At 58.2% G+C, this 23,257-nt stretch carries 22 protein-coding genes and 3 pseudogenes; 16 read left to right on the plus strand and 9 right to left on the minus strand.

All coding sequences use genetic code 11. The features are described from left to right. Nucleotides 1-36: 36 nt before the first annotated feature. Nucleotides 37-543: a YciE/YciF ferroxidase family protein gene (locus G6L01_RS26520; protein ID WP_174096448.1), complete on the minus strand. Its 507-nt coding sequence runs from the start codon at nt 541-543 to the stop codon at nt 37-39. A 455-nt stretch (nt 544-998) separates the two neighbouring features. Here G6L01_RS26520 and G6L01_RS26525 point away from each other — a divergent pair, with 455 nt between their 5' ends. From G6L01_RS26525 to G6L01_RS26550, 6 genes are all read left to right on the plus strand, one after another. Next, complete coding sequence (locus G6L01_RS26525) at nt 999-1,616, plus strand: flavodoxin family protein (RefSeq protein WP_174096449.1); 618 nt, start codon at nt 999-1,001, stop codon at nt 1,614-1,616. Nucleotides 1,617-1,752: 136 nt separating this feature from the next. Continuing rightward, on the plus strand, nt 1,753-3,546 hold the full coding sequence (locus tag G6L01_RS26530; RefSeq protein ID WP_174096450.1) for a YbhB/YbcL family Raf kinase inhibitor-like protein: 1,794 nt from the start codon (nt 1,753-1,755) through the stop codon (nt 3,544-3,546). Between the two features lie 38 nt (nt 3,547-3,584). Beyond that, nucleotides 3,585-4,634 carry an alpha/beta hydrolase gene (locus G6L01_RS26535; protein ID WP_202032383.1) on the plus strand — a complete coding sequence of 350 codons (1,050 nt, stop codon included), beginning with the start codon at nt 3,585-3,587 and terminating at the stop codon, nt 4,632-4,634. 22 nt (nt 4,635-4,656) lie between these two features. Further along, on the plus strand, nt 4,657-5,205 hold the full coding sequence (locus tag G6L01_RS26540) for a DUF4142 domain-containing protein (protein WP_174096451.1): 549 nt from the start codon (nt 4,657-4,659) through the stop codon (nt 5,203-5,205). A 104-nt stretch (nt 5,206-5,309) separates the two neighbouring features. Continuing rightward, nucleotides 5,310-6,479, plus strand: a complete 1,170-nt coding sequence (locus G6L01_RS26545; RefSeq protein WP_174096452.1) for a zinc-dependent alcohol dehydrogenase — start codon at nt 5,310-5,312, stop codon at nt 6,477-6,479. Between the two features lie 14 nt (nt 6,480-6,493). Then, entirely contained in the window at nt 6,494-7,288 is a 795-nt protein-coding gene (locus G6L01_RS26550; protein ID WP_174096453.1) for an SDR family NAD(P)-dependent oxidoreductase, read from the plus strand. A gap of 50 nt (nt 7,289-7,338) precedes the next feature. On the opposite strand, the gene ku (G6L01_RS26555) is transcribed toward G6L01_RS26550, so the two are convergent. Both ku (G6L01_RS26555) and ku (G6L01_RS26560) read right to left on the minus strand, forming a co-directional pair. Next, nucleotides 7,339-8,160: a non-homologous end joining protein Ku gene (gene ku, locus G6L01_RS26555; RefSeq protein ID WP_174096454.1), complete on the minus strand. Its 822-nt coding sequence runs from the start codon at nt 8,158-8,160 to the stop codon at nt 7,339-7,341. A gap of 3 nt (nt 8,161-8,163) precedes the next feature. Further along, nucleotides 8,164-9,051, minus strand: coding sequence for a non-homologous end joining protein Ku (gene ku / locus G6L01_RS26560; RefSeq protein ID WP_174096455.1), 888 nt, complete (start codon nt 9,049-9,051; stop codon nt 8,164-8,166). Between the two features lie 212 nt (nt 9,052-9,263). Here ku (G6L01_RS26560) and G6L01_RS26565 point away from each other — a divergent pair, with 212 nt between their 5' ends. The 4 genes and pseudogenes from G6L01_RS26565 to G6L01_RS26580 form a co-directional block, all read left to right on the plus strand. Then, nucleotides 9,264-9,572, plus strand: coding sequence for a hypothetical protein (locus G6L01_RS26565; RefSeq protein ID WP_174096456.1), 309 nt, complete (start codon nt 9,264-9,266; stop codon nt 9,570-9,572). 57 nt (nt 9,573-9,629) lie between these two features. Continuing rightward, on the plus strand, nt 9,630-12,293 hold the full coding sequence (gene ligD / locus G6L01_RS26570; protein ID WP_174096457.1) for a DNA ligase D: 2,664 nt from the start codon (nt 9,630-9,632) through the stop codon (nt 12,291-12,293). Beyond that, on the plus strand, nt 12,226-13,029 hold the full coding sequence (locus G6L01_RS26575) for a hypothetical protein (RefSeq protein ID WP_420360666.1): 804 nt from the start codon (nt 12,226-12,228) through the stop codon (nt 13,027-13,029). The genes ligD and G6L01_RS26575 overlap by 68 nt, the downstream gene beginning before the upstream one ends. A gap of 29 nt (nt 13,030-13,058) precedes the next feature. Next, a pseudogene (locus G6L01_RS26580) lies at nt 13,059-13,547 on the plus strand (DUF4334 domain-containing protein); the annotation flags it as partial. Here the strand turns inward: G6L01_RS26580 and G6L01_RS26585 are convergent. From G6L01_RS26585 to G6L01_RS26595, 3 genes and pseudogenes are all read right to left on the minus strand, one after another. Beyond that, nucleotides 13,483-13,821: a DUF982 domain-containing protein gene (locus G6L01_RS26585; protein ID WP_234902236.1), complete on the minus strand. Its 339-nt coding sequence runs from the start codon at nt 13,819-13,821 to the stop codon at nt 13,483-13,485. The pseudogene G6L01_RS26580 and the gene G6L01_RS26585 overlap by 65 nt on opposite strands. Nucleotides 13,822-14,047: 226 nt before the next feature. Beyond that, on the minus strand, nt 14,048-14,518 hold the full coding sequence (locus G6L01_RS26590) for an Hsp20 family protein (RefSeq protein WP_174096459.1): 471 nt from the start codon (nt 14,516-14,518) through the stop codon (nt 14,048-14,050). A 261-nt stretch (nt 14,519-14,779) separates the two neighbouring features. Then, nucleotides 14,780-15,294 (minus strand): annotated as a pseudogene (locus tag G6L01_RS26595) (hydrolase). A gap of 125 nt (nt 15,295-15,419) precedes the next feature. Between G6L01_RS26595 and G6L01_RS26600 the strand changes: the two are divergent. The 5 genes and pseudogenes from G6L01_RS26600 to G6L01_RS26615 all read left to right on the plus strand — a co-directional run bounded on the left by G6L01_RS26600 (nt 15,420) and on the right by G6L01_RS26615 (nt 18,050). Further along, nucleotides 15,420-15,869, plus strand: coding sequence for a DUF2383 domain-containing protein (locus G6L01_RS26600; protein WP_174096460.1), 450 nt, complete (start codon nt 15,420-15,422; stop codon nt 15,867-15,869). 204 nt (nt 15,870-16,073) lie between these two features. Continuing rightward, nucleotides 16,074-16,298, plus strand: a complete 225-nt coding sequence (locus G6L01_RS28215; protein WP_420360667.1) for an alpha/beta hydrolase — start codon at nt 16,074-16,076, stop codon at nt 16,296-16,298. A gap of 85 nt (nt 16,299-16,383) precedes the next feature. Continuing rightward, complete coding sequence (locus G6L01_RS26605) at nt 16,384-16,659, plus strand: hypothetical protein (RefSeq protein WP_234902237.1); 276 nt, start codon at nt 16,384-16,386, stop codon at nt 16,657-16,659. A 133-nt stretch (nt 16,660-16,792) separates the two neighbouring features. Next, complete coding sequence (locus G6L01_RS26610; RefSeq protein WP_234902238.1) at nt 16,793-17,596, plus strand: alpha/beta hydrolase; 804 nt, start codon at nt 16,793-16,795, stop codon at nt 17,594-17,596. Between the two features lie 101 nt (nt 17,597-17,697). After that, nucleotides 17,698-18,050 (plus strand): annotated as a pseudogene (locus tag G6L01_RS26615) (ethanolamine utilization protein). Here the strand turns inward: G6L01_RS26615 and G6L01_RS26620 are convergent. Both G6L01_RS26620 and G6L01_RS26625 read right to left on the minus strand, forming a co-directional pair. Next, a complete protein-coding gene (locus tag G6L01_RS26620; protein WP_174096418.1) occupies nt 18,013-18,234 on the minus strand; it encodes a hypothetical protein in 222 nt (73 codons plus the stop codon). The pseudogene G6L01_RS26615 and the gene G6L01_RS26620 sit on opposite strands and share 38 nt — an antisense overlap. A gap of 76 nt (nt 18,235-18,310) precedes the next feature. Further along, the gene (locus G6L01_RS26625; protein ID WP_174096461.1) at nt 18,311-18,559 is read right to left on the minus strand and encodes a DUF2188 domain-containing protein; all 249 of its coding nucleotides are present in this window, start codon (nt 18,557-18,559) and stop codon (nt 18,311-18,313) included. A 154-nt stretch (nt 18,560-18,713) separates the two neighbouring features. On the opposite strand from G6L01_RS26625, the gene G6L01_RS26630 reads away from it, so the two are divergent. After that, a complete protein-coding gene (locus G6L01_RS26630) occupies nt 18,714-22,310 on the plus strand; it encodes a PAS domain S-box protein (protein WP_174096462.1) in 3,597 nt (1,198 codons plus the stop codon). A 143-nt stretch (nt 22,311-22,453) separates the two neighbouring features. Here the strand turns inward: G6L01_RS26630 and G6L01_RS26635 are convergent, their stop codons facing one another. Beyond that, a complete protein-coding gene (locus G6L01_RS26635) occupies nt 22,454-23,143 on the minus strand; it encodes a haloacid dehalogenase type II (RefSeq protein ID WP_234902239.1) in 690 nt (229 codons plus the stop codon). Between the last annotated feature and the right edge of the window lie 114 nt (nt 23,144-23,257).

Here is a 23,257-nt window from a genome sequence, read left to right on the forward strand (position 1 = left end):
CGCCTCGAGAGGCGGCCTGATAACGCACGTTTCAGCTTAGCTGGCTTTTTTCTGCGATCCCTTCGGGTTCGCAGAAGCTTCGCCCAGCGCGGTGAGTTTCTGGTCCGTTGCGATCTCTTCCTGAAGATTGGCGTCGAGCAGTGGGATCGCATCGTTCAGGCCCAGCTGCTTGGCCCATGATTTCAGTGTGCCGTAGCGGGCAATCTCGTAATGTTCGACGGCTTGTGCGGAGGAAATGAGGCCCGCGTCAAGCGCTGCAGTTCCTTTGTATTCTTCCATGATTTCTTCGCCTTCCGCGATAATCCCCTGGATGGCTTCGCAGGTCTTGCCACGTGCCGGCTTGCCAAGAAGCTCGAAGACCTGTTCGAGCCGCTCGATCTGCCCCTGGGTTTCGTCGCGGTGCTGCAGGAAACCGGCCTTGCCTTCTTCGGACTGCGCGGCGCGCGCCATCTTCGGAAGGGCTTTCAGGATCTGCTTCTCAGCAAAGTAAATGTCCTTGAGAGTGTCCAAAAACAGGTCGTTGAGGGTCTTTTCGGTTGCCATGACGGTTCCTTCCGGCTGTGGGTGAGACCCTATAAACACGCAAACGTGATCTGGGTTCCACAACACGAATTTCCGATAATAGCGACCTGTTTGCCTTTGATCGAAGAGAGGCTCTCCTCCTATCTGCGGCAGGGGAAAGAGAAGGTCCAGTATCCAGCTGGGAATGGACGTTTGTTGATGGCAATGGTGTTTGGGGCGATTGATCGCGGCCTTCGTATCGTCCTCCTGAGCGATCAGGTCTGTAGTGGCGCGCCGAAACTCAAATGCCGCATTGATGGTTTGGCGATAGGATTCGGTCCAACTCGAACTCGTGAACCAGGGAAAAGTTCTTGTCGCCGGTGCGCGACAGGAACTCGACGCTCCACCAGAGCTTTAATGACCAAGCAACGTCCGATCTTGCGCCCCCGCCAGATCGACATGTGTTTCTCAAAATCGAGTAAAGGAAAGGACACATTATGGCTCTCAGGGCATTGGCATTTAACAGCACCTTGAAATCATCCGCAGCGGCGGAAAGCTCCTCGACAGACAAACTGCTTGGGTTGATCGCGGAAGAGTTCAAGAAACACGGGGTCGAGACGGAAACGGTCCGCTTGGCCGACCATGACATCAAGCCAGGCGTAACCTCAGATGAAGGCGAGGGCGATGCCTGGCCGAAAATCCGCGAGCAGGTCCTTGCCGCCGATATCCTGCTTGTTGGCACACCGATCTGGCTTGGGCAGCCATCGAGTGTCTGTAAGCGGGCGTTGGAGCGCATGGATGCGTTCCTAGACGAGACCGACGATCAGGGTCGGATGGTATCTTACGGCAAGGTTGCGGCGGTTGCCGTGGTCGGTAACGAAGATGGCGCTCACCATGTTTCTGCTGAGGTATTCCAGGCGCTCAATGACGTTGGCTTCACAATTCCCGCCAACGCGGTCGCCTATTGGGTGGGCGAGGCGATGGGCTCCACGAATTTCGTCGATCTCGACGAGACGCCGGAAGAAGTTGAGACGATGGTCTCCATGCTTGCGCGCAACACCGCCCACCTTGCTGGCTTGCTGAAGAACTCTCAGTACCCGGGCGACGAAGAATAAGCGCATCGAGATGGCCAGAGAGCCAAGGATCACGTGTGCGGTCGTAATCCAGAAAATTGCCGCCCGTTGAGTGCTGAACTGGAACAAATGATGTTCGGGAAGGTTTCGCGCCTGTAGTTAAACGGAGGCAATTTTTATGAAAACTGGACTTCTCGGCTCTGCTGCCATCGCGGTTATATTATCAATGTCCCACCAAGCTTCGGCTCAACAGGGCGACGGTACGGAAGTCCAGATCACCACCAACGTCTTCAAACCGAATAAGCTGCCGGCGACGAGCGACCGGATCGGCCAATTGAAGGTGCCAGACGGGTTTACGGTTCAACCATTCGCACAGGGCCTCGGCAACAGCCGCATCATTGCCGTCTCCGATCAGGGTTTCGTCTATGTCAGCCGCCGCGAGGAAGGCGACGTCCTGTTGCTGAAGGATGAGGACGGCGACGGTAAGGCCGACAAGGCACCAATGCAGGTCGTCTCCCGTGCCCAGGCTCATGGTCTGGCGATCAAGGACAACAAGCTGTATCTCGTCACCGTCAAAGAAGTGTTTGTCGCTGACATCAAGCAGGACGGTACACTCGGTCCGCTCGAGATGATCATCGGCGACCTTCCGGACTCTGGACAGCATCCGAACCGCGTCATGGCGTTTGGTCCCGACGGCATGCTCTATATCAGCGTCGGTTCGACCTGCAATGCCTGCAACGAAAGCAACCCCGAGAACGCCACGGTCCTGCGCGCGACGCCCGACGGTAAAAGCCGGACGATCTTCGCATCAGGCTTGCGCAACACGATCGGGTTCGACTGGAACCGCCAGACTGGGGAGCTGTGGGGTCTCGATCATGGCATCGATCTTCTCGGCGATGAAGTGCAGCCGGAAGAGCTCAACAAACTCGAACAGGGCAAGCAGTACGGCTGGCCACATGTCTATGGCAAGGGAGACATATACCCGCAGTCAACGCCTGTTGGGGGACTGACGAAAGAGCAGTGGCGCGACCAGAGTGTGCCGATGGTGCTGGGCTACACCGCGCACGCCGCCCCCATGCAGATGAAATTCTACAGCGGTACGTCATTCCCTTCCGAATATGCAGGCGACGCCTTTGCCACGATGCGCGGCTCCTGGAACCGCAATCCGGCATCCGGCTACGAAATCGTTCGCATCCGTTTCGAAAACGGTCAGCCAAAGTCTTTTGAGCCATTTCTCACTGGTTTTCTGACCGATGGCGGCAAGACGCATTTTGCCCGTCCGGTGGGCCTTGCTGTCGCCAAGGACGGATCGCTGCTGATGGCGGATGATACAAATGGCGTGATCTATCGCGTCGCTTATACAGGGACTGCCCAGAAGGTGACGGAGCAGAAGGTGGCGCCTGCAAGCGTCATGGAAGCGCAGGCTGCGAAGGGTGTTGGTGTCCCGCTTGCCAAGGACCGGCCTGAGACGGATGCCAAGAGTGCCCTCAAGGTGACGTCGAGCGAATTTGGTGCGAACGGCGCCATTCCTATGAAGCAAAGCGAATATGCTGACGGCGTGTCCCCATCATTGCGCTGGGACGCAGTCCCGGGCGCTGTATCCTACGCGATCGTCATGGAAGACCCGGACTCCAAGCCGATCAAGCCATTCGTGCACTGGGTCGCGTGGAATATCCCTGGCACCTTGACCAGCCTTCCAGAGGGTCTCCAGGAGCAGTTGCGTCTCGTCGAGCCAGAAGGTGTCCTGCAGGGCCGCAACAGCTCCGGGACCCATGGATATTTCGGACCGAAGCCTCCGGTGGGGGATCCTACGCACCATTATCATTTCCAGGTTCTCGCGCTAGACCAAATGCTGGACATCCCACCAACGTCCGACCGTGATGCGTTTCTCGCTGCCGCTTCCGGGCATGTGATTGCCAAGGGCGAGCTGGTTGGCCTCTATCAGCAAAAGATCGAGCCGCCGAAGCAGTGACCGGCTCCTCCCAATCATGCCTTTGCAAGGAAAAACCCATGTTCAAGATCATGATGAAACTTCAGGCCACCGGCCTCGCCTTTGCTCTGCTTTCCTCCGCCGCAGGTGCCCGAGCCCAACAAGCTCAGCCCGATCCGCAGATGCAGGTCGTGCTCGATGCCATGAAGGCCCTCGACGCCAAGCCGCTGCACACTCTGAGTGTCCCGGACGCCCGCACGCAAGCGAGTGCCGCTGATGCTGCGCGCACCGTGCAGCGTGACAAGAAGATCTCACCTTTACCAGAGGCGAAGGTGGCGACCAAGGATATCGCCATTCCTAGCGCCGGCGGAGCGCTGCCGGCACGGGTCTATATCCCTGAAGGTAAGGGACCTTTCCCGGTCGTGCTCTATTTCCATGGCGGCGGCTGGGTGGTCGCAGACGTCAATACCTATGATGCGACGCCACGTGCTCTGGCGCTTGGCGCCAAGGCAATCGTCGTATCGGCCGACTATCATCATGCGCCGGAAAGCAAGTTCCCGGCGCAGCACGACGATGCATGGGCGGCCTACACCTGGACCGTGGAAAACATCCACACGCTGAACGGTGACGCGAGCCGGATCGCGGTTGCGGGTGAGAGCGCCGGCGCCAATCTCGCGGCCAACGTCGCACTGATGGCGAAGGAAAAGAAAACCACGCTGCCGGTTCACCAGCTTCTGGTTTATCCGATCGCCGGCAACGACATGAATACGCCGTCCTATCAGGAAAACGCCAACGCCGCGCCCCTGGGCAAAGCCGACATGGAATGGTTCGTGGCGAATGTTTTCAAATCCAAGGAGCAGACATCGGACCCAAGGATCAACCTCGTTGGAAGAAATGATCTGAGTGGGCTTCCGGGTGCAACAGTGGTCACAGCGCAGATCGATCCCTTGCGATCCGAGGGTCAGACCTATGCCGACAAGATGAAAGCAGCGGGCGTGGCGGTGAACCTCATCAACCTCGATGGCGTAACCCATGAATTCTTCGGCATGGCCAAGGTACTCGACAAGGCGAAAACGGCTGTCGACGCCGCCAATGCCGATCTCGCCAAAGCCTTCACGAAGAGCAAGTGATCACCCGCCAAGGAGCGCATCCATGAAATTCTCAAACCTCTCCGTTGTAGCGTTTTCCGTGGCGCTTACCGTTCAGCCTCTAATGGCGCAGGAGATGAAACCGAAGCCCGCCGGAGACGCTGCTCCGATGATGGCTATGGACAAGCCGACCTTCGTCAAAATGGTCACGAGCGCCAACGAGTTCGAAATCCGCTCCAGCGAGCTTGCCAAACAGAACGCCGATCAAGCCGGAATCAAATCGGCGGCCGACATGATTATTGCCGATCACCGGAAAGCCGGCGACAAGCTGAAGGCGACGCTCGACGCCAAGGGTGGCGCGACCGCCGAGCCCGTCAAGCTCGCGCCTAAGCACCAGAAGATGCTCGATCAGCTTCAGGCGGCGAAGGGCAAGGATTTCGACATGCTCTATCTCGACATGCAGGCGCAGGCCCATATGGAGGCGGTCGGTCTGTTCAGGACCTATGCCGGTTCAGGGGACGACCAGTCCTTGGTCGGCTTTGCCAAGGAAACACTTCCCAGCCTGGAGACCCACCTCGGGCACGTGAAGATGCTGATTGCCGAGCAGCCGTAGTCTACATTCGGTCCCTCGCGTGATCGAGCCGAATAGGAAGTCCGCAACGCCGAGTGCCAGCGGTTCCACCAGTCTTTTACATTTTTGAGTTTGAGGAGCACCGGATGAAAGCACTGACCTGGCACGGCAAGCACGACATCCGCTGCGACAGCGTTCCTGACCCGGTGATTGAGGACGGACGCGATGCCATCATCAAGGTGACGGCCTGCGCCATCTGTGGTTCGGACCTGCACCTCTACAACGGCGTGATGCCAGAAATGCACAGTGGCGACATCATGGGTCACGAGACCATGGGGGAGGTCGTCGAGGTCGGCAGGGACAACAAGAAGCTGAAGGTCGGCGACCGGGTGGTCGTTCCATTTACGATCGCCTGCGGTGAATGCTTCTTCTGCAAACGCGGCTATTTCTCAGGTTGCGAACGGTCCAATCCCAAGCCTGAAAAGGTCACGAAGATGTGGGGCAATTCGCCTGCGGGCCTGTTTGGCTATACACATCTGCTTGGTGGCTACAGCGGCGGCCAGGCCGAGTACCTCCGTGTCCCTTATGCTGATTTCGGCCCGATCAAGGTACCGGACGGCCTGTCCGACGAGCAGGTATTGTTTCTTTCAGACATTTTTCCGACAGGCTACATGGCTGCCGATTTCTGCAACATTCAGCCTGGTGACACCATCGCCATCTGGGGATGCGGTCCCGTAGGGCAGATGGCGATCAAGTCAGCGTTCATCCTTGGCGCAGAACGCGTGATCGCCATCGATACGGTCCCTGAACGCCTCGCGCTTGCCGAGAAATCCGGCGCAATCACACTCGATTACATGGACAAGGATATCTACGACAGGATCATGGAACTGACCAACGGTCGCGGGGCCGATGCCTGCATCGACGCAGTCGGAACGGAATCCGATCCTTCGGCAAGCTGGGATGCGCGGCTCGACCGCATCAAGGTCGCGACATTCATGGGTACCGACCGACCGCACGTTCTCAGACAGGCGATACATTGCTGCCGGAACTTCGGCACGGTCTCAATCGTCGGCGTGTACGGCGGTTTTCTGGACAAAATCCCGATGGGTTCCGCCATCAATCGTGGCCTGACCTTCAAGATGGCCCAGACCCCGGTCCAGCACTACCTGCCGTTGTTGATGGAGCGTATCCAGAATGGCGAGATCGACCCTTCCTTCATCATCACCCATACGGGAAGCCTGGAAGACGGCCCGGAACTCTACAAGACTTTCCTCGAGAAGAAGGACGGCTGCGTGAAAGTCGTCCTCAAACCATAAATAGGAGCGACCCCATGCCAGAAGCCTCCAACAAACTCGCGGTTGTCACCGGTGCGTCGTCAGGAATCGGTCTCGAACTCGCCAAGATCGCGGCCGGGGAAGGTTATGACCTCATCATCGCCGCGGACGAAGACCAGATCGACGTGGCTGCCGATATCCTGCGTTCGATCGGCGTGACCGTTGACGCGATGCGGGTCGATCTTTCCACCAAGGAGGGAGCAAGCGACTTTGCCCGGTTCGTCGCCGATAATGGCCAACCCGTCGATCTCTTGCTTGCCAACGCGGGACGGGGGCTCGGAAAGGGGTTCCTCGATCAGGATCTCGATGAAGCCCTACATGTCGTCAACACCAACGTGATCGGCACGGTATCGCTGATCCATACGATCGCAAATCAGATGCGGGCTCGGGGCCATGGAAAGATCCTGATCACCGGATCGATCGCCGGGTTTATTCCCGGGACCTACCAGGCCGTCTACAACGGTACGAAGGCGTTTCTGAATTCGTTTTCCTTCGCCCTCCGTCACGAACTCAAGGACACTGGCGTCACGGTCACATGCCTCATGCCTGGTCCGACACAGACCAAGTTTTTCGAGCGCGCCGACATGCTGGATACAGAGGTCGGCCAAGCGGAGAAGGACGATCCGGCTGACGTCGCGAAGGCCGGGTTCAAAGCTCTTATGAACGACGAGGGTGACGTCGTAGCAGGCTGGAAGAACAAGCTCCAATCGGTGATGGCGAACGTGACACCAGCCAATATTCTTGCCGAGCAGCATGCCAAGATGGCAGCCCCTGGTACCGGTAAGGACTAAGTGACAAGCAGGCGGGTCCGCAGCTCACAGCGCTCTCAAGGTCGTGCCGATCAACTTGCTTTGCGGGATTCGAGCTCCTTGGCCACAGACTTCTTTAGTGCGTCCATGATGTTGACGACATTGCTCTTCTCGTCACCATCGTCCTTTTTGGACTTAGAAGTCTTGGCCTTGCCGGGTTTCCTGGTTTTCTTCTTATCGGCAATGAGTTTCAGCAGGCTTTCCTGGATCGGATCAGATACCATCTCTGGTGACCAATCCTTCAGCCGTTTTTTGATAACTGTCTCAAGTGCTGAAACGCCCTTAGCATCCGACTTTTTATCTATGCCGGTAAAATACTCGCTCTCCGGCCGCACTTCATCTCCGAAGCGAAGGGTCCACACCACGATGCCCTCGCCCCTCGGTTCGAGCACGACCGCTCGTTCGCGGCGCCCCAGCACGACACGAGAGATGCCAACGACGTCCTCCGCCTCCATGGCTTGGCGGATGACCGCGAAAGCTTCGTCGCCGATTTTGTCGTTTGTGGTGAGGTAGTACGGGGTTTCGAGATAGATCCACTCGATGCTGCCACGCGGCACGAATTTTTCGATGTCGATCGTACGGACGGTCTCAAGCTCAACGGATTCGAGATCCTCGTCGGTCAGAAGCACGTAATCATTCTCGCCGCGCTCGTAGCCCTTCGCTTCATGCTCATCCTTCACGGGCTTGCCGGTAACGCTATCCACGTACTGGGACACCACCCGGTTTCCGGTATCCTTATTGAGGGTATGGAAGCGTACTTTTTCAGATTCAGAAGTAGCGGGTGTCATTGCTACAGGGCAGGTGACAAGTGAGAGCTTGAGGTACCCTCTCCAATATGGGCGACGTGGTGCCATCGATCAGCTCGCTTTCTTAGCCGCGGGTTTTGCCCGGCTCTTGGTAGACTTGGAAGCCGTCGCCTTCTTGCCTGAGTTGGCATTGGCAGCCTTCGGCTTACTTGCCGACGGCTTATCCATGCCAGCACTGTCACGCAGCGCCTTAAGCAGGTCGTTCGGCTTGGAAACCTTGATGGGCTTGGGCTTCGGAAGGATCTTACCCTCCGCCTTCGCCTTCACGAGCGCAGCAAGCGCATCCTCGTAGCGATCGTCGAATTTCGCGGGGTCGAACTCGCCCTTCTTCGTGGTGATGATGTGCCTTGCCAGATCGAGCATCTCGGCTTCGACCTTGACCTTGGCTACGTCTTTGAAGACCTCCTCTGAGGACCGGACTTCGTAATCATAGTTGAGGGTCGTCGCGATGATACCCTTGCCATGCGCCCGGATCAGGACAGTTCGCATCCGCCGGAAGAGCACGGTTCGAGCAATTGCCGTGGAACTGGTATTGCTGAGGGCATCGCGGATCCTGGTGAAAGCGTCATGATCGCCTTCGTCGACCGGGACCAGATAGTAGGGCTTATCGAAATAGACGTCATCGATCTCCCCACAAGCGATGAAGGCTTCTGCCTCCAGCATCTTGTCGGAATCGGGAACGACCGCCGCGACCTCATCAGGGTCGATCATGATGTAGTCGCCGTTGCCAGTCTCGAAGCCCTTGACCTGTTGGTCGCGTTCCACGACCTCCTCGGTCTCACTGTCGATGAACTCGCGCTTCAGGCGGTTTCCGGTGCTCTCGTTGATCATGTGGAAGCTGATCCGCTCGGAAGTTGAGGCGGCCGTGTAGAGGCCTACGGCACAACTGACTTCACCAATCTTCAGGTGACCTTTCCATTGAGCGCGATGTGCTGCCATTTCCGTCCCTCCAAGTCCGTTCCGAAGGAAACTAAACGCCGCCTGCTTGGTTCCGGCGCTTTCGTTGGAGTGATCATCGTTATTCAGGGCGAAGGGGCAATGTGGTGGTTTTAAACGCGATGTCCGAAATATGTGCGCCGAACAGAATGGTCGTGAAACCACTGGGGCGCCAGCAGCGTTCGAGGAGGTGATAGAGCAAAAGGACAAGTGAAATGGCAGATAACAGCACTACGACAATACGGGCAACGTTCGAAACACGAGCGGCGGCTGACCTCGCCGTCGAACACCTCGTTCAGCAACACGGGATTTCCAGGCCCGACATTTTCGTTCAGTCCGCGAGTGGCGAAAATACCGCCGGCTCCAGGTCGTCCGGTGGCGATGCCTCGCACGAAGGCGGCTCTCGCCAAGATGGGGCATTGGAAGGCGAGATTGAAGTCTCTGCGGATATCGCTGCCGATCAGGTAGCCTCCGTCCAACGAAGCTTCGGAGATGCCGGAGCGATCCGCGTTTCGGGCAAATAGCAGTTTACGGGGCCGCTTGAGATCGACCCCGTTTCTCTTGCGTTAGGATTACAAGCCATGGCCGACAATCTCTCGACGTACCGCGGCAAGCGCGATTTTAAAAAGACCGCCGAGCCAAGCGGAGAGGTGAAGATCAGTGCGTCCAACCGTCGCCGGTTCGTGATTCAGAAACACGACGCAACGCGTTTGCATTACGATCTCCGGCTGGAGCTCGACGGGGTGTTTAAGTCTTGGGCGGTGACAAGAGGGCCGTCTCTCGATCCCGGCGACAAGCGGTTGGCGGTCGAAGTCGAGGATCATCCACTCGATTACGGTGACTTTGAAGGCACTATCCCCAAAGGCCAGTATGGTGGCGGGACGGTCATGCTGTGGGATCGCGGCTACTGGGAACCAGAGGGCAACCGAACGCCGGAAGAGGCGCTCGCCAAGGGTGATTTCAAGTTCACGCTCGAGGGTGATCGCCTGCATGGCAGCTTTGTCCTCGTTCGAATGAAACATGATCGCGATGGCGGCAAACGCATCAATTGGCTGCTGATCAAACATCATGACGACTATTCCGTCGAGGAGAACGGCGCAGCCGTGCTTGAGGAGAACGATACATCAGTGGCGTCCCGTCGGACGATGGAGGCTATCGCATCCGGCAAAGGAAAGAAGCCAAAACCGTTCATGCTGCAAGGTGGCGCGGTCAAAGCCGATGCTGTCTGGGATAGCAATCATGGTTTGGCCGCTGAAGAGCGCAAGGCCGGGTCAAAGACAGCCACTAAGTCAGCGAAGAAGTCAACGGGGGCGAAAACCGCGAAATCCTTAATGCCTGCCTTTATCGCCCCGCAGCTTTGCGAGACGCTCGCGCGTCCGCCATCTGCAGGTGGCTGGATCCATGAGATCAAATTCGATGGTTACCGTATTCAGATGCGGGTTGAAAACGGCGACGTCACCCTGAAGACCCGCAAGGGCCTGGACTGGACGGCAAAATGGTCCGCCATTGCTGCGTCGGCGTCTAAGCTTCCCGACTGCATCATCGATGGTGAGATCTGCGCACTCGATGAAAACGGCGCACCCGATTTTGCCGCCCTGCAGGCGGCGTTATCGGAAGGCAAGACGGACGATCTGGTCTTTTTCGCCTTTGATCTCTTAGTTGTCGGCGACGAGGATCTACGCGAATTGCCTCTCACCGAGCGAAAGGACAGGCTCGCTGCATTCTTGTCCGACGCTGGCGACGATCCCAGGCTCCGCTTCGTTGAGCATTTCGAGACGGGCGGCGATGCGGTGCTGAAGTCTGCTTGCCGCCTGTCTCTGGAAGGCATCGTCTCGAAACAGGCTGATGCACCCTATCGGTCCGGGCGCAACGAGACCTGGGCTAAATCGAAATGCCGTGCTGGTCATGAAGTGGTCATCGGCGCCTATGCCACGACGAACGGTAAATTTCGCTCGCTGCTGGTCGGGGTCAATCGCGGCAACCATTTCGTCTATGTTGGCCGCGTCGGTACCGGATATGGCGCAAAAGTCGTCAAGACGCTTCTTCCGAAGCTAAAGGAGATGGAGACGTCAAAGTCACCGTTCACAGGCATCGGTGCGCCGAAGAAATCTTCCGACATCGTCTGGCTCAAACCCGAACTCGTCGCCGAGATCGAGTTTGCTGGCTGGACGGGTGATGGCCAGATTCGGCAGGCTGCATTCAAGGGCCTTCGAGAGGACAAGCCGGCTGAGGAGGTGGAGGCCGAGACGCCAGCGTCCCCGGTGGAAAACGAAGTGCCCGATCCAGAAACCGACAAGCCGCCTCCCAAGCGTTTCCGCAAGGGCGCGAAGGCCGAAGTCATGGGCGTGATGATCTCCAGTCCGGAAAAGCCACTCTGGCCGGATGCCGGTGATGGCGAACCGGTTACCAAGGTCGATCTTGCGCGCTATCATGAAGCGGTTGGGCCTTGGCTGATCGATCATATCAAGGGGCGGCCGTGCTCGATCATTCGCACGCCTGATGGTATTGGCGGCGAGCAGTTCTTCCAGCGCCATGCCATGCCCGGGACGTCCAACTTGCTTGAGCTCGTCACCGTCTTCGGCGACAAGAAGCCCTATCTACAAATTGATCGGGTCGAGGGACTGGCTGCGATTGCTCAAATCGGCGGAGTCGAGCTTCATCCCTGGAACTGCGAGCCCAACCAGCCGGAAGTGCCGGGCCGGTTGGTCTTCGACCTAGATCCAGGTCCAGATGTTGAATTCTCGACCGTCGTCGGGGCCGCACGAGAAATCCGTGACCGCCTCGAAGACCTGGGGCTTGTCAGCTTCTGCAAGACGACCGGCGGAAAGGGCCTGCATGTCGTCACGCCCTTGGCTGTGCCGAAGGGCAAGAAACTAAGCTGGGATGAGGCGAAAGGCTTCGCCCACGATGTTTGCCAGGATATGGCGCGCGAGGATCCGGAGCTCTACCTGATCAAGATGGCAAAGAACCAACGCGGGGGGCGCATCTTCCTCGACTACTTGCGCAACGACCGGATGGCGACGGCGGTTGCGCCATTGTCACCCCGCGCACGTCCCGGAGCAACCGTATCGATGCCGCTCAATTGGAGCCAGGTGAAAGCTGATCTGGATCCCAAACGGTTCACGATCCGCACTGTGCCCGAGCTGTTGAAGAAGAGCACGGCATGGCAAGATTACTGTGACGGGCAAAGACCCTTGGAACAGGCCATCAAGCGGCTGGCAAAATCGCGAAAGGCGGCTGCATGAGGATGCGCCACAGGCAATTGAGCGATGGATAGTGAAACCGAACCACCCGTCGGAGCGACAACGGACCTTCGAAAAGGGCAGGGATGCGTTCGCCTTTGAACCGATCGAAAGCCGCTATCTCGAAGCTGCCCCATCCGGTTTGCAAATCCGGACGCCCTATTCGCGCACGGTCGTCAACAAAATTCGGGAAATTGCATTGGCGCGCTGGGATGCGGATCGCCGCCTTTCGGCTGTCCCTTACCGGTCACTGGAGGCCTTACGCCGGCGATGGCCTGCGATCGAGGCGGCTGCCACGCGGAGCGAGCCCGATGTGCGAAAGGCGCGGCGTGAGGCGCTGAAAGGCACCGAGGAGGAGGAAGGCGCCAAGGCGAGAACGAGTGAGCGGCGCCGAAAACGCTATCCCGTGCCGGTTCATGACGTGCCCCCATTCGATCGTGCGATCGGTACGCATGCAGGCGTCGTTATCTTCACCGATACACATGGCGAGCTGGCAGACCCAGACATTGTGACCGCGTTCTATTTTCAGCCGCCCCCGGTCGAGGAATATGTATGGGCGGCCTTGCGGGCAGGGTCCCTTGAGGAATTGGTCACGATCTGGCCAGCCCGAACGCCGCCGGGCGAGCGGGAAGTGGCTCGCGGCTGGTGGTTGCCGGATCTGGACGAGCTGGGGGTTGCACGGCAGAAGGCTAGGCCGAAACGGCGCGCGGCGCAACGACGGCAGGAAGATCAGGTTTGACCAGCAACATTGTCGAGCGGGAACAGGCGATGAATCAAATGGAAAGGTTTCAAAAGCTCCCGCCGGTGGATCCGCACGAGATGATCGGACTCTGGACGGGCCGGGGTATCCCGTCCGGCCACCCTCTCGATGGCGTGCTCGAAAACCTCGGCTGGTTTGGTAAACGGTTCTCGGCTCAGATGCGTGCCGATGCGCTGTTGTTCCGCGGAGGGGAGAAACGCCTCGTCGCTATCGATCCGGCCTGGATTCCGCTCCGTCTTGCACTCCGTTTCCACAAGCTCGGAAGGACCCGAGCCGCACGCAACCTGTTTTCCTATTTGCTGCGCCGTCTGAGAGCCAAAGGTCCTGTAGCGTCATTGAAAGCCGTGCCGTTCCAGGGGGTGACAAGTGCTGCGATGGTCTACGACACGCAGCCTATCGTCGATCATTTCCGTAAGATTGACGATAATCGCGTCATGGGAGCCATGGTGATCGAAGGCAGTGACCGCGTCTATTTCTTCGAGCTCGATCGCGTTGATTGCGCTTATTGCGTTGGGCTACCAAATTACCGATTTCCGACGCGAGCAGATCGTGCCGCTCAGCGAACGCGACAAAAACGGCGCGCGCCGTCTGCGCCTCGATTTCTCCGTTGATCGCGGCCTTGCACGCCTTGAGCGCAAGCTCGCGCGAAGGATCTGCGGCGTTTCGCCAATCCATCAGTATCTGGTAGGCTTGCATGACCGATTTCACCTTGGTCGGGATACCGAGACCCAAGAGGATCATGACGGGCTTCTCGAACGTATCGGGTTTCATGGGCTGCTCCTTTCCGTCTCCCCGATCATATGTTTGGATGAAGCGGGGAGCGCTGGAAACGCTCCCCGCTTATGATCATGACTTGGCAGCCAGGGCCGGCTGTGAATGCAATCTGTCGAAAGCTCGCGCGATTAGGCTACCTTTAGCACCCTTTGGTTTCCGGCCGCGGCGCTTCCTGATTTCCACGACGAAGTTTTTCGCTTGACGCTTTTTCATCGTGCATGCCTTACGCGACCACACGTTCTGCTTCGATCTGTAGCGGGGCGGCCTGTTCGCCACCCGTGCCGATCGCGATCTTGCGCGGCTTCATGGCTTCCGGGATTTCGCGTTTCAATGCGATGGTCAGGAGACCGTTGACCAGGGAGGCATCTTCGACCTTCACATGGTCGGCCAGTTCGAAGCGGCGCTCGAACGAACGTCCGGCAATACCGCGATGGAGATATTCGCCATCCTTGGCGTCGACCTTCTGGCCTTTGATCACCAGCACGTTGCGTTCCTGGATGATGTCCAGGTCGGAATCGCCAAAGCCTGCAACCGCCATTTCTATGCGGTAGTCGTCGTCGCCGGTCTTGACAATGTCGTAAGGCGGCCAAGTGTCGATTGCCTGCAGGCGCTGCGTGTTGTTCAGTAGATTGAAAACGCGGTCGAAGCCGACGCTGGAGCGATAGAGCGGTGCAAAATCAAGATCGTTTCTCATAACCAACTCCGTAAAGCGACATGGAAAGAAGACGGGGAAACTCGCGTCTCCGGTTCTGGCAGCCCCGGTCGGCGGCTGACGAAAATGATCTAATTTTAGCGAAAAATGGTTTCAAGATTTCCGCCGAATTTTTTTCGAGGTCCTTTCGCGGCGCCCGGAGGTCAGCCATAAACCGAGGCGGGAGCGGTTGGATGCTCGTAATTTTGAGAAGGATCGATCCATTAAGTCCAATGACGACAAATCCACCTTGACGTCCCAAGGTTAGTGCGGCACGGACGCCTGAGCCCGGCCCTGCTTGCTGATGATTTGCGCCAACGTGACGGGCCTTAGCCTTTGCGCATCGACCCCGACATCGAACTGGCGTGGAAGCGGCTTGAGCTTGCCGTGCGAATGGCCATGCAAATTGATGGATTCTTACCCATCTTATTCCACGTTCGAAACGCGTAATGGCAGAGAACGAGATGCAAGCCGTCAACTTCGAGCTCGCGATAATGGTGAACCGATATCCAGTGGCTGGCTGACGTCGTGGTCTCCGGATCGTTATTCCCGACGATCAGATGTTTACGACCATGGAGCCTGCCCAAAAGCTCGTCGCAGTCGCCGCCCTTGACTGACATGAAGTCGCCGAGGTGCCAGACATCGTCGTCGTCACCGACCACGGCATTCCAGGTTTCGATGAGAGCGGCATCGTGCTCCGCCATATTAGGGAACGGACGTCGGTCGATCCTCAGGACCCTGGGATCGGCGAAATGGGTGTCACTCGTGAAGAAGATCATGCGGCCAAAATAGGTTCAGCTAGTCATGATGCAAGGCGACAGAAATTTTGCATGCTGCACCCGTTCGGGGAACAACGTGTGCCTGCTGACGTTTTCGAGGTCCCGCAACAATTGGAGTAGTCGAAATGGTCACCATGGTTGGCAACGAAGGCAATATCGAAAAACTCGTTAAAGACCTCATCTATCTCGAGCACGATGCAATCGCCGCTTACGACTCCTGCATCGAGAGGCTTGACGACAAGACCCTCAGTGCGAAACTTGCCGAGTTCAAGCAGGACCATCTACAGCATGTCATCGTGCTCAACGAGATGGCCCGCGAGCTTGGCATCGAAGCGCCGACCGAAGGCGACATGAAACAGATGTTGACCACTGGCAAGATCGCGCTGGCAGACCTCATGGGCGACTCGGCCATTCTGAAAGCTATGAAGACGAACGAAGATGATACCGTCACTGCTTACGAGCGGGCATCGCGCCACGAAGATGCCATCCCCCAGTCAAAGGCATTCTTCATGAAGGCCCATGAAGATGAGCTTCGGCATCGTGCCTGGATGGAAACGACGGCCAAGGCGATGTGATCTGGAAGTTCCCGGCGAGGATCCTCATTTAAGGATCATTCCCGAACCTACCACAGCTTGCAGCGATCGATAGTCGCGTTGCTGTTGGACGGATAACGAGGGCGCTCCCGCACGCGGGTTGAGCGCCCTTGCTTTGTCAGGCATTGGATCGAAAGCACTCACCTCATCATTTGTCTTCACGGTATCGGTGCCTCGGGCGCACAAATGAGACCAATCGCCGATTCATGGCACCGGCATCTCCCCAATGCGACATTCGTGACACCAGATGCACCGATTAAGGACAGCTACGGTGGCCATCAATGGTTTAAATTGGATGGTATGCAACTCGACCAGTGCGTATTCAGGAGGCGCGTGACGCGTTCGACAGAACGATTGGCGACGTTATTCGGCACCACGACTTTGCGGAGCAGATCGAGCGCCTTCTTATGATGGTCCTTTTGGTGTGCCTTGAATCGATTGCCGTCAGCGGCCAACTTCTTGCGGAATTGACTGGCGGGTGGTCGTCGTTGCCGTCTTGGCGATCACTCTAGTCCCTCCGTTGACCAGCTGGATATCCCTGCTCGGCTCCGGACATCCTCCCGGCGAAGCTATTATCATCGCGGTGTTCGGTATACAGGGACTGGGATCGATCTATTATCTCGCCTACGCAACCGGACAGGCGGAATTTCAGGGCGTGGAGACGGTCTGGGCGACCGTGCTGCTGATTGTGCTCGCCTCGATCGTGGTTCACGGGATCGCCGTCACGCCGACGATGCGTTGGGTCGACCATGGAAGGAGTGCCAGGGGGTAAGACGGCGGAAAAAGTGTCGGTCCACTAAGTTGACCAGATATAGCTTTTGAAGTTCTGCGCTCCTGGTTTTTCCACGCCGGCGGAACGATTTGTTTTAGACGAGGTTTCCGAGTGTACGAAATCGGGACCGCTCATGACCAGCTTGAACCTCACCATCTTTACACTCTTCACCATAACCATGCTGGCTTCCCTGCCCGCCAGGGCAGCGCTCCCGACATCGGCTGATCCAGCGGATGCCCGTGCGCCGATCTATCGGACGGACAATGGACCCGGACCGGAATATTCCGATGTTGCCGTCGAGCAGTCGGATGGGATCGATCCTATTGTCACGGGTTCTTTGAAGCCCCGGCGACTGGTGATCTTCCTTCATGGTATCAGGGGTTCCGGCTCCGTCATGGAAGCCATCGGGAGTTCGTGGAAGTCGATCCTGACCGACACGACATTCGTGTCGCCGGACGCGCCGTTCGCCCATCGTGCAGGTGGCCGCCAATGGTTCGGTGTCGATGATCAGGTGCTGCGGCCCGATCGCATACAGGCCGCCCGGCGTGCTTTCGACGATCTCATTTCAGGCATAGTCAAGCGCGAAGGGTTCGAAAACGATCTCGACAAGGTCGCTTTTGTCGGCGTTTCGCAGGGAGCGATCATGGGCCTTGATGCCGTTTCGACAGGACGATGGAAGATTGGCGCTCTTGTGAGTTTCGCCGGATTGCTGCCATTGCCGCCGCAATCGCAGTCTGGGAGCGGTACCCCTGTTCTGCTGATGCATGGGTCAGCGGATCAAACCATTCCGTCGGCTGCCTCTACCGCGGCGAGCGGCCAGTTGAAATCGGCAGGGTACGACGTCACCTTGAAGGTCTATCCCGGCGTTGGCCACACAATTTCGACCGAGGAAGCGCGAGAAGCCGGCATTTTCCTGCGAGACCGTCTTATCCCGTAGGGGGCCGCATATGAGGCGCGGTCTGCACGGGCGGAATGCGTGCGGCACTTGGTGCCCTTTGCTGGCGCGCTAGCTTCATTTGGGAAAACGAGAGGAAAGTCATGAAGGTCCGAAAATTCAACGTCGCTGACGCAAAGCTTGTTCGGTCTCCGGGACAGGATGGCGACATTTTCGTAGGAAATCTGGTCGACGAGAAGAACGATGGGCCAATCACCATTGGATACGGCCGTTACGGTCCGGGGCAGAGCCTGACGGAGACGATGGCTGTCGACGATGTCATGATCGTGCTGGACGGCATGCTTGCCGTTCCACCAGCGCCGGAACCGTGACGGCCGGGCCGGGCGAGATCGTCTATATGCCCAAGGGCGAGGCCGTGACCATCACGACAGAAGGTGAAGGAGCGCTCACGGCCTTCGTTACGTATCCGCATTGGGCAGAAGTCGACGAAGGTTGAAATAGGGACGTAGTGTGGGGTAGACGAAGCGTTCGAGGTCCGTATCGAAATTGCGGCAGAGGTCCGTCAGTGCCGACTGGTTGCCCGGCGGCCCGATATTTCTCGTGGACGCGATCCGCGTCCCGCGCCTCTCTATCGCGATCGGCAGGCGGAACGCCGAGTTACGCAAGCTTATGGCTGGCATCGACATTTATCCGCTCGCCAGCTTCGACCTAACCGCAGTTTTCCGCAACGTCAGCAGTGCGCGCATGTTTTCGATATCACCTGATGTCGTCGACAACTTCTGTGCCAGGACGATCCCCGCCGCCGGCATGTTCCGTCTGCCAGCGACCGTCGGAAAGCTGAAAGGAGATCTCGGCGTCGCGGCCTTCGACATGTTGCCGTTGTGCTGCAGACTTGGCGGCCGCAAGAGCCGTGTCGTGGTCGGGAAATGTCTCTGACCAGACGTCTCCCAGCCGATACCCGTAGCCGCCGTCGTGCTTCGCAACATGATATGTGATCGTCGTCATTACGCTTTCCTTCTGCGAACTCACATTTCAAATAGGGCGCGGTGAGCATCTTCCAAAGCAAGTTTTTGAATGCGGAGCTTTCCGGACAAAAAACGAGAATAGGCTGCGGCAGGCGGCCTTTCGCTGGCCTATGATCTCGCGTAATACCGCTACCATGAGCCGTGAACACAATGCCTTCGACTTCCTTGCACATACCGGCGAACTCGCGCGCCTGATCGCCGCCTTCGACTGGTCAAACACGTCGATTGGTTGTCCCGGATCATGGCCGCAGAGCCTGCGCACTACGGTGGCGCTGATCCTGCAATCGCCTGTGCCGATCGTCACCCTGTGGGGCGAGGACGGTATCATGATCTACAACGACGCCTATTCGGTCTTTGCAGGCGAGCGACATCCCGACCTTCTCGGCGCGAAGGTTCGCGAAGGCTGGGACGAGATCGCCGATTTCAATGACAACGTCATGCGTGTCGGACTATCGGGGCGAACGCTCCGTTACACGGATCAAGAGCTTTCACTGAACCGATCGGGAACGCCCGAACCCGTCTGGATGAATCTCGACTACTCCCCGATCATCGACGAGAACGGCAACCCGTGCGGCGTTATGGCGATCGTTATCGAAACGACTGCGAAGGTCCGGGCCGAACGGGCGCTTGTCGCGAGCGAAGAGCAGAGCCGGCAGATCATCGACAGTGCCGTCGATTACGCGATCATTGCCCTTGATCTCGAGGGAAGGGTCATTCGCTGGAATGAAGGCGCGCGTCGCATCTTCTGCTGGACGCAAGAAGAAGTAGCTGGTCTCTTTTGGGAAATGCTGTTTACGTCGGAGGACCGGGCGGCTGGCAAGCCCCGGGAAGCGATGGATGCGGCCTTAGCACTCGGCACCACCCATCACGACCGATGGCATCTTCGCAAGTCCGGCGAGGTCTTCTGGGCAAGCGGCGAGATCAGTCCTCTGCGCGATGCTGGAGGCACGCCAATCGGGCTCGTCAAGGTGCTGCGAGATCAGACAGATCAACATAGGGCCACGCAGGCTCTCGCCGATGCGGAGGCGGGGCTTCGCCGTGCGCAAGAGGCGGGCGGGGTCGGAGTATTCTCGCTCGATCTTCAAACGGACATCCTGAGTCCGTCACCCGAATTCTGCAGCATCTACGGAATCGAACAGACGGACGCCATTCCCATTTCGACAATCCAGCATCTCGTCTTCGGCGAGGACCAGGAAATCGCTTCCAATCCGGAGACGAGAAAAACTGGTACGTCGCCGCTCACGGTCGAATATCGGATCCGACGCTCGGACAACGGCCAGCAACGCGTCGTGGCGAGACGAGGCGAGTTCGAATTCGCTCCTGACGGCAAGCCGATCCGGTTTGTCGGCGTTGTCCAGGACGTGACGGAGCAGCTGAGGGCGCAACGCGAACTGCGCGAAAGCGAAACGCGTTTCCGGGCACTTGCTCAAGCCATTCCAAACCATGTCTGGACGGCATCGCCCGATGGCCAGCTCGACTGGTTCAACGATCGCGTCTACGAATACGCGGGCAGAGCGCCGGGGGAGCTCGACGGCGAGGCCTGGGTGTCGATGGTCCATGTGGACGACGTTGCTGCAACAGCACAGGCCTGGAAGCACGCGCTCGATACTGGCGAGACCTATCAGGCGGAATTCCGCCTGCGTCACAAGTCGGGGGCTTTCCGATGGCATATCGTGCGCGCCGTTCCGATCGAGAGCGACGAAGGCAGCATTCTCCGCTGGATCGGCACCAATACCGAAATCGAGGAGCTGCGGGCGACACGAGAGAAGCTCCAGGCTCTCAATCAGACCCTCGAGCAGCGCGTCGCCGAGCGCACGGCGGACCGCGATCGCATGTGGCGGCTTTCGACCGACGTAATGCTCGTAGCATCGTTCGATGCCGCGATCACCGCGCTCAATCCGGCATGGAAGACGGTTCTCGGTTGGGACGAAGACGATCTGATCGGTCGATCCTTCATGGACTTCGTCCACCCGGACGACCGTCAGACCACCCTCGACGAAGTCGGCAAACTTGCCCAGGGCGTCACGACCTTCTCGTTCGAGAACCGCTATCAATGCAAAGATAAGTCCTACCGGACGATTTCCTGGACCGCCGTCCCGGACGAGAGCTTCATCCATGCCGTCGGTCGCGACGTGACCGAGGAACGGGAGGCAGCGGCGGCGCTTCGCCAGAGCGAGCTTGCCTTGCAGCAAGCCCAAAAGATGGAGGCGATCGGCAACCTGACCGGCGGCGTCGCCCATGACTTCAACAATCTGTTGCAGGTCGTTGCCGGCAATCTTCAGCTTCTGTCAAAGGACGTGGTCGGGAACGAGAAGGCTGAACGGCGCATCACCAACGCCCTTGCCGGTGTCAATCGAGGATCGAAGCTCGCTTCCCAGCTGCTGGCATTTGGCCGACGACAGGCACTTGATCCGAAGGTCGTCAGTGTCGGCCGGTTGATCCGCGGCATGGATGAGATGTTGCGACGCACGATCGGCGAAGGCGTGGAAATCGAGACAATCGTGTCAGGCGGCCTATGGAATTCTCTCATCGATCCTATGCAGGTCGAGAATGCGCTCCTCAATCTTGCGATCAATGCGCGTGATGCGATGGAAGGGTTCGGCAAACTCACCATCGAGGTCGGCAATGCCTATATCGACGACACCTACGCGAGACTGCACGACGACGTGCAGCCGGGACAATACGTGGCACTTTCGGTCACGGATACCGGAAGCGGCATGTCGCCGGAGCTGATGACAAAGGTCTTCGAACCATTCTTCTCGACCAAGCCTGAAGGCAAAGGCACGGGCCTTGGGCTGTCGATGGTCTACGGTTTCGTCAAACAGACCGGCGGCCACGTCAAGATCTATAGCGAACTTGGCCACGGTACGACCGTCAAAATGTACCTGCCAAGGGCCATGCAGCAAGAGGATGTCGAGGTCGAGCGGATTGATGGCCCAGTCGAGGGAGGGTCGGAAACCATCCTCGTTGCTGAGGATGACGAAGGTGTTCGCGCCACTGTCGTCGAACTTCTCCAAGAACTGGGCTATCGTGTGTTGAAAGCGCCAGATGCCGCCTCAGCGCTGTCGATCATCGAAAGCGGAATGAATATCGATCTGCTGTTCACCGACGTGGTGATGCCGGGTCAGTTGAAAAGCTCCGAGCTCGCCAGAAAGGCGAAGGAGCGCGTTCCGAACATCGGCATTCTGTTCACGTCGGGATACACCGAAAACTCAATCGTCCATGGTGGTCGCCTGGATCCGGGCGTCCAGCTTCTGTCGAAGCCCTACAGCCGCGAGCAGCTCGCCAGAAAAATCCGGCACGTGCTCAACAATCGCACGCAAGTGCAAACTGCGACAAGCCGGCTCGCGGAGGCGCATCGAGAGACGAAAGCGACAGGCATAGCGAAACGCCGCGTCCTTTTGGTGGAGGATAATGATCTGATCCGGATGGCGAGCGCCGACATGCTGCTCGAACTCGATTGCGATGTGACGGAAGCTGGGTCTGCCGAGGATGCGCTGGCTCTCCTTGAGCAGGGCGGCGTCGATATTGTCGTCTCCGACCTTGGGCTGCCCGGCATGACCGGCGAGGAGTTCTGTCGCCAGGTTCGCCGGCGGTGGCCTGGGATCGGTATCGTTTTCGCAACGGGCATGGATCAGGGGCCGTCGCTTGACGATCCGGCGCGAACAGCGCTTCTGACAAAGCCTCACGGTCTGGAAGAACTGCGCGCGGCGCTGGCGGCGGTTGCATAGCGTCCACTGCTTGGAAACACGTAAGCGAATAAGGTCGATCGACGGGTTGTAAACCTTTTAAAAGCGACAACTTGACAGGGTGATCCCGCCATTTCCGTTAACTAGCGCATGGATTGAACAGTCATAGTGCCGGCAGCTCAGGCTCATGGCGGCAGGAGCAATGATGCCGCGCCATCCAAGTCTGACACTTCAGCATAAGGCAGCCAGTCGGGGTTGCCGGTCTCTCCCCGCCGGTTCACCCAGATACCTCGCAGACCTAGTTCATGACGGGCTTTCATGTCCCAGTACATGCCCATGGCCACGTGAACCGTTTCGTCGGGGTTCACGCCCATCCGGCGGTAGGCGTATTCGAATAGTTGTCGCGACGGCTTGTAGGCGTGAGCCTGTTCGGCGGTGATGATGTAATCAAAGGGCACGCCGATGCGCGCCACTGTTGGCGCGATAAGATCGTCGTCGGAATTCGTGAAGATCGCGAGCTTGTAGCGCTCGCGCAGCCGTCGCAGGGCATCCGGGACGTCTGGATGCGGGCCCATCATCATGGGTGACGAGGCAATGCGTTCGATCTCCTCCGGGCTCAGGGTCAGCCCGTGTTCGCGAAATGCAGCAGCAAAGCCAATGCGCAGAATGTCTTTATAAAGGCGGTGCGGCTTTTCAGCCGTCAGGCGCCGCCCCTGTACGGCGAAGCTGTCGAGGATTGACGATGCACTCAATTCACTCGCGCGGTGCGCCGCCAGCGTCGCGCTGATCTCGCGGAGCAGCACCTCATACCACTGCACGAGCGTGCCATAGCAGTCGAAAGTGATGACCGTCGGCGCGGGATCGAGTTTGAACATGGAAGTGTCGGGTCCGGGCATCAGCATAACCTGCAGTCGTAGCAATAATCATCGTCAGCGTTGGAGATCAATCAGGGCATTGATAGTCATCATCGACACTCCGGGTCCCCCATT

Origin of the sequence: Agrobacterium vitis (assembly GCF_013337045.2) — a bacterium.
GTDB classification, from domain to species: Bacteria; Pseudomonadota; Alphaproteobacteria; order Rhizobiales; family Rhizobiaceae; genus Allorhizobium; species Allorhizobium vitis_B.

What these genes read in the sequence shown, in the direction of transcription:
- G6L01_RS26520 (WP_174096448.1), bottom strand. Translation starts at nt 543, where the DNA reads ATGGCAACCGAAAAGACCCTCAACGACCTGTTTTTGGACACTCTCAAG.
- G6L01_RS26525 (WP_174096449.1), top strand. Translation starts at nt 999, where the DNA reads ATGGCTCTCAGGGCATTGGCATTTAACAGCACCTTGAAATCATCCGCA.
- G6L01_RS26530 (WP_174096450.1), top strand. Translation starts at nt 1,753, where the DNA reads ATGAAAACTGGACTTCTCGGCTCTGCTGCCATCGCGGTTATATTATCA.
- G6L01_RS26535 (WP_202032383.1), top strand. Translation starts at nt 3,585, where the DNA reads ATGTTCAAGATCATGATGAAACTTCAGGCCACCGGCCTCGCCTTTGCT.
- G6L01_RS26540 (WP_174096451.1), top strand. Translation starts at nt 4,657, where the DNA reads ATGAAATTCTCAAACCTCTCCGTTGTAGCGTTTTCCGTGGCGCTTACC.
- G6L01_RS26545 (WP_174096452.1), top strand. Translation starts at nt 5,310, where the DNA reads ATGAAAGCACTGACCTGGCACGGCAAGCACGACATCCGCTGCGACAGC.
- G6L01_RS26550 (WP_174096453.1), top strand. Translation starts at nt 6,494, where the DNA reads ATGCCAGAAGCCTCCAACAAACTCGCGGTTGTCACCGGTGCGTCGTCA.
- ku (WP_174096454.1), bottom strand. Translation starts at nt 8,160, where the DNA reads ATGGCACCACGTCGCCCATATTGGAGAGGGTACCTCAAGCTCTCACTT.
- ku (WP_174096455.1), bottom strand. Translation starts at nt 9,051, where the DNA reads ATGGCAGCACATCGCGCTCAATGGAAAGGTCACCTGAAGATTGGTGAA.
- G6L01_RS26565 (WP_174096456.1), top strand. Translation starts at nt 9,264, where the DNA reads ATGGCAGATAACAGCACTACGACAATACGGGCAACGTTCGAAACACGA.
- ligD (WP_174096457.1), top strand. Translation starts at nt 9,630, where the DNA reads ATGGCCGACAATCTCTCGACGTACCGCGGCAAGCGCGATTTTAAAAAG.
- G6L01_RS26585 (WP_234902236.1), bottom strand. Translation starts at nt 13,821, where the DNA reads ATGAAACCCGATACGTTCGAGAAGCCCGTCATGATCCTCTTGGGTCTC.
- G6L01_RS26590 (WP_174096459.1), bottom strand. Translation starts at nt 14,518, where the DNA reads ATGAGAAACGATCTTGATTTTGCACCGCTCTATCGCTCCAGCGTCGGC.
- G6L01_RS26600 (WP_174096460.1), top strand. Translation starts at nt 15,420, where the DNA reads ATGGTCACCATGGTTGGCAACGAAGGCAATATCGAAAAACTCGTTAAA.
- G6L01_RS28215 (WP_420360667.1), top strand. Translation starts at nt 16,074, where the DNA reads ATGAGACCAATCGCCGATTCATGGCACCGGCATCTCCCCAATGCGACA.
- G6L01_RS26610 (WP_234902238.1), top strand. Translation starts at nt 16,793, where the DNA reads ATGACCAGCTTGAACCTCACCATCTTTACACTCTTCACCATAACCATG.
- G6L01_RS26620 (WP_174096418.1), bottom strand. Translation starts at nt 18,234, where the DNA reads ATGCCAGCCATAAGCTTGCGTAACTCGGCGTTCCGCCTGCCGATCGCG.
- G6L01_RS26625 (WP_174096461.1), bottom strand. Translation starts at nt 18,559, where the DNA reads ATGACGACGATCACATATCATGTTGCGAAGCACGACGGCGGCTACGGG.
- G6L01_RS26630 (WP_174096462.1), top strand. Translation starts at nt 18,714, where the DNA reads ATGAGCCGTGAACACAATGCCTTCGACTTCCTTGCACATACCGGCGAA.
- G6L01_RS26635 (WP_234902239.1), bottom strand. Translation starts at nt 23,143, where the DNA reads ATGTTCAAACTCGATCCCGCGCCGACGGTCATCACTTTCGACTGCTAT.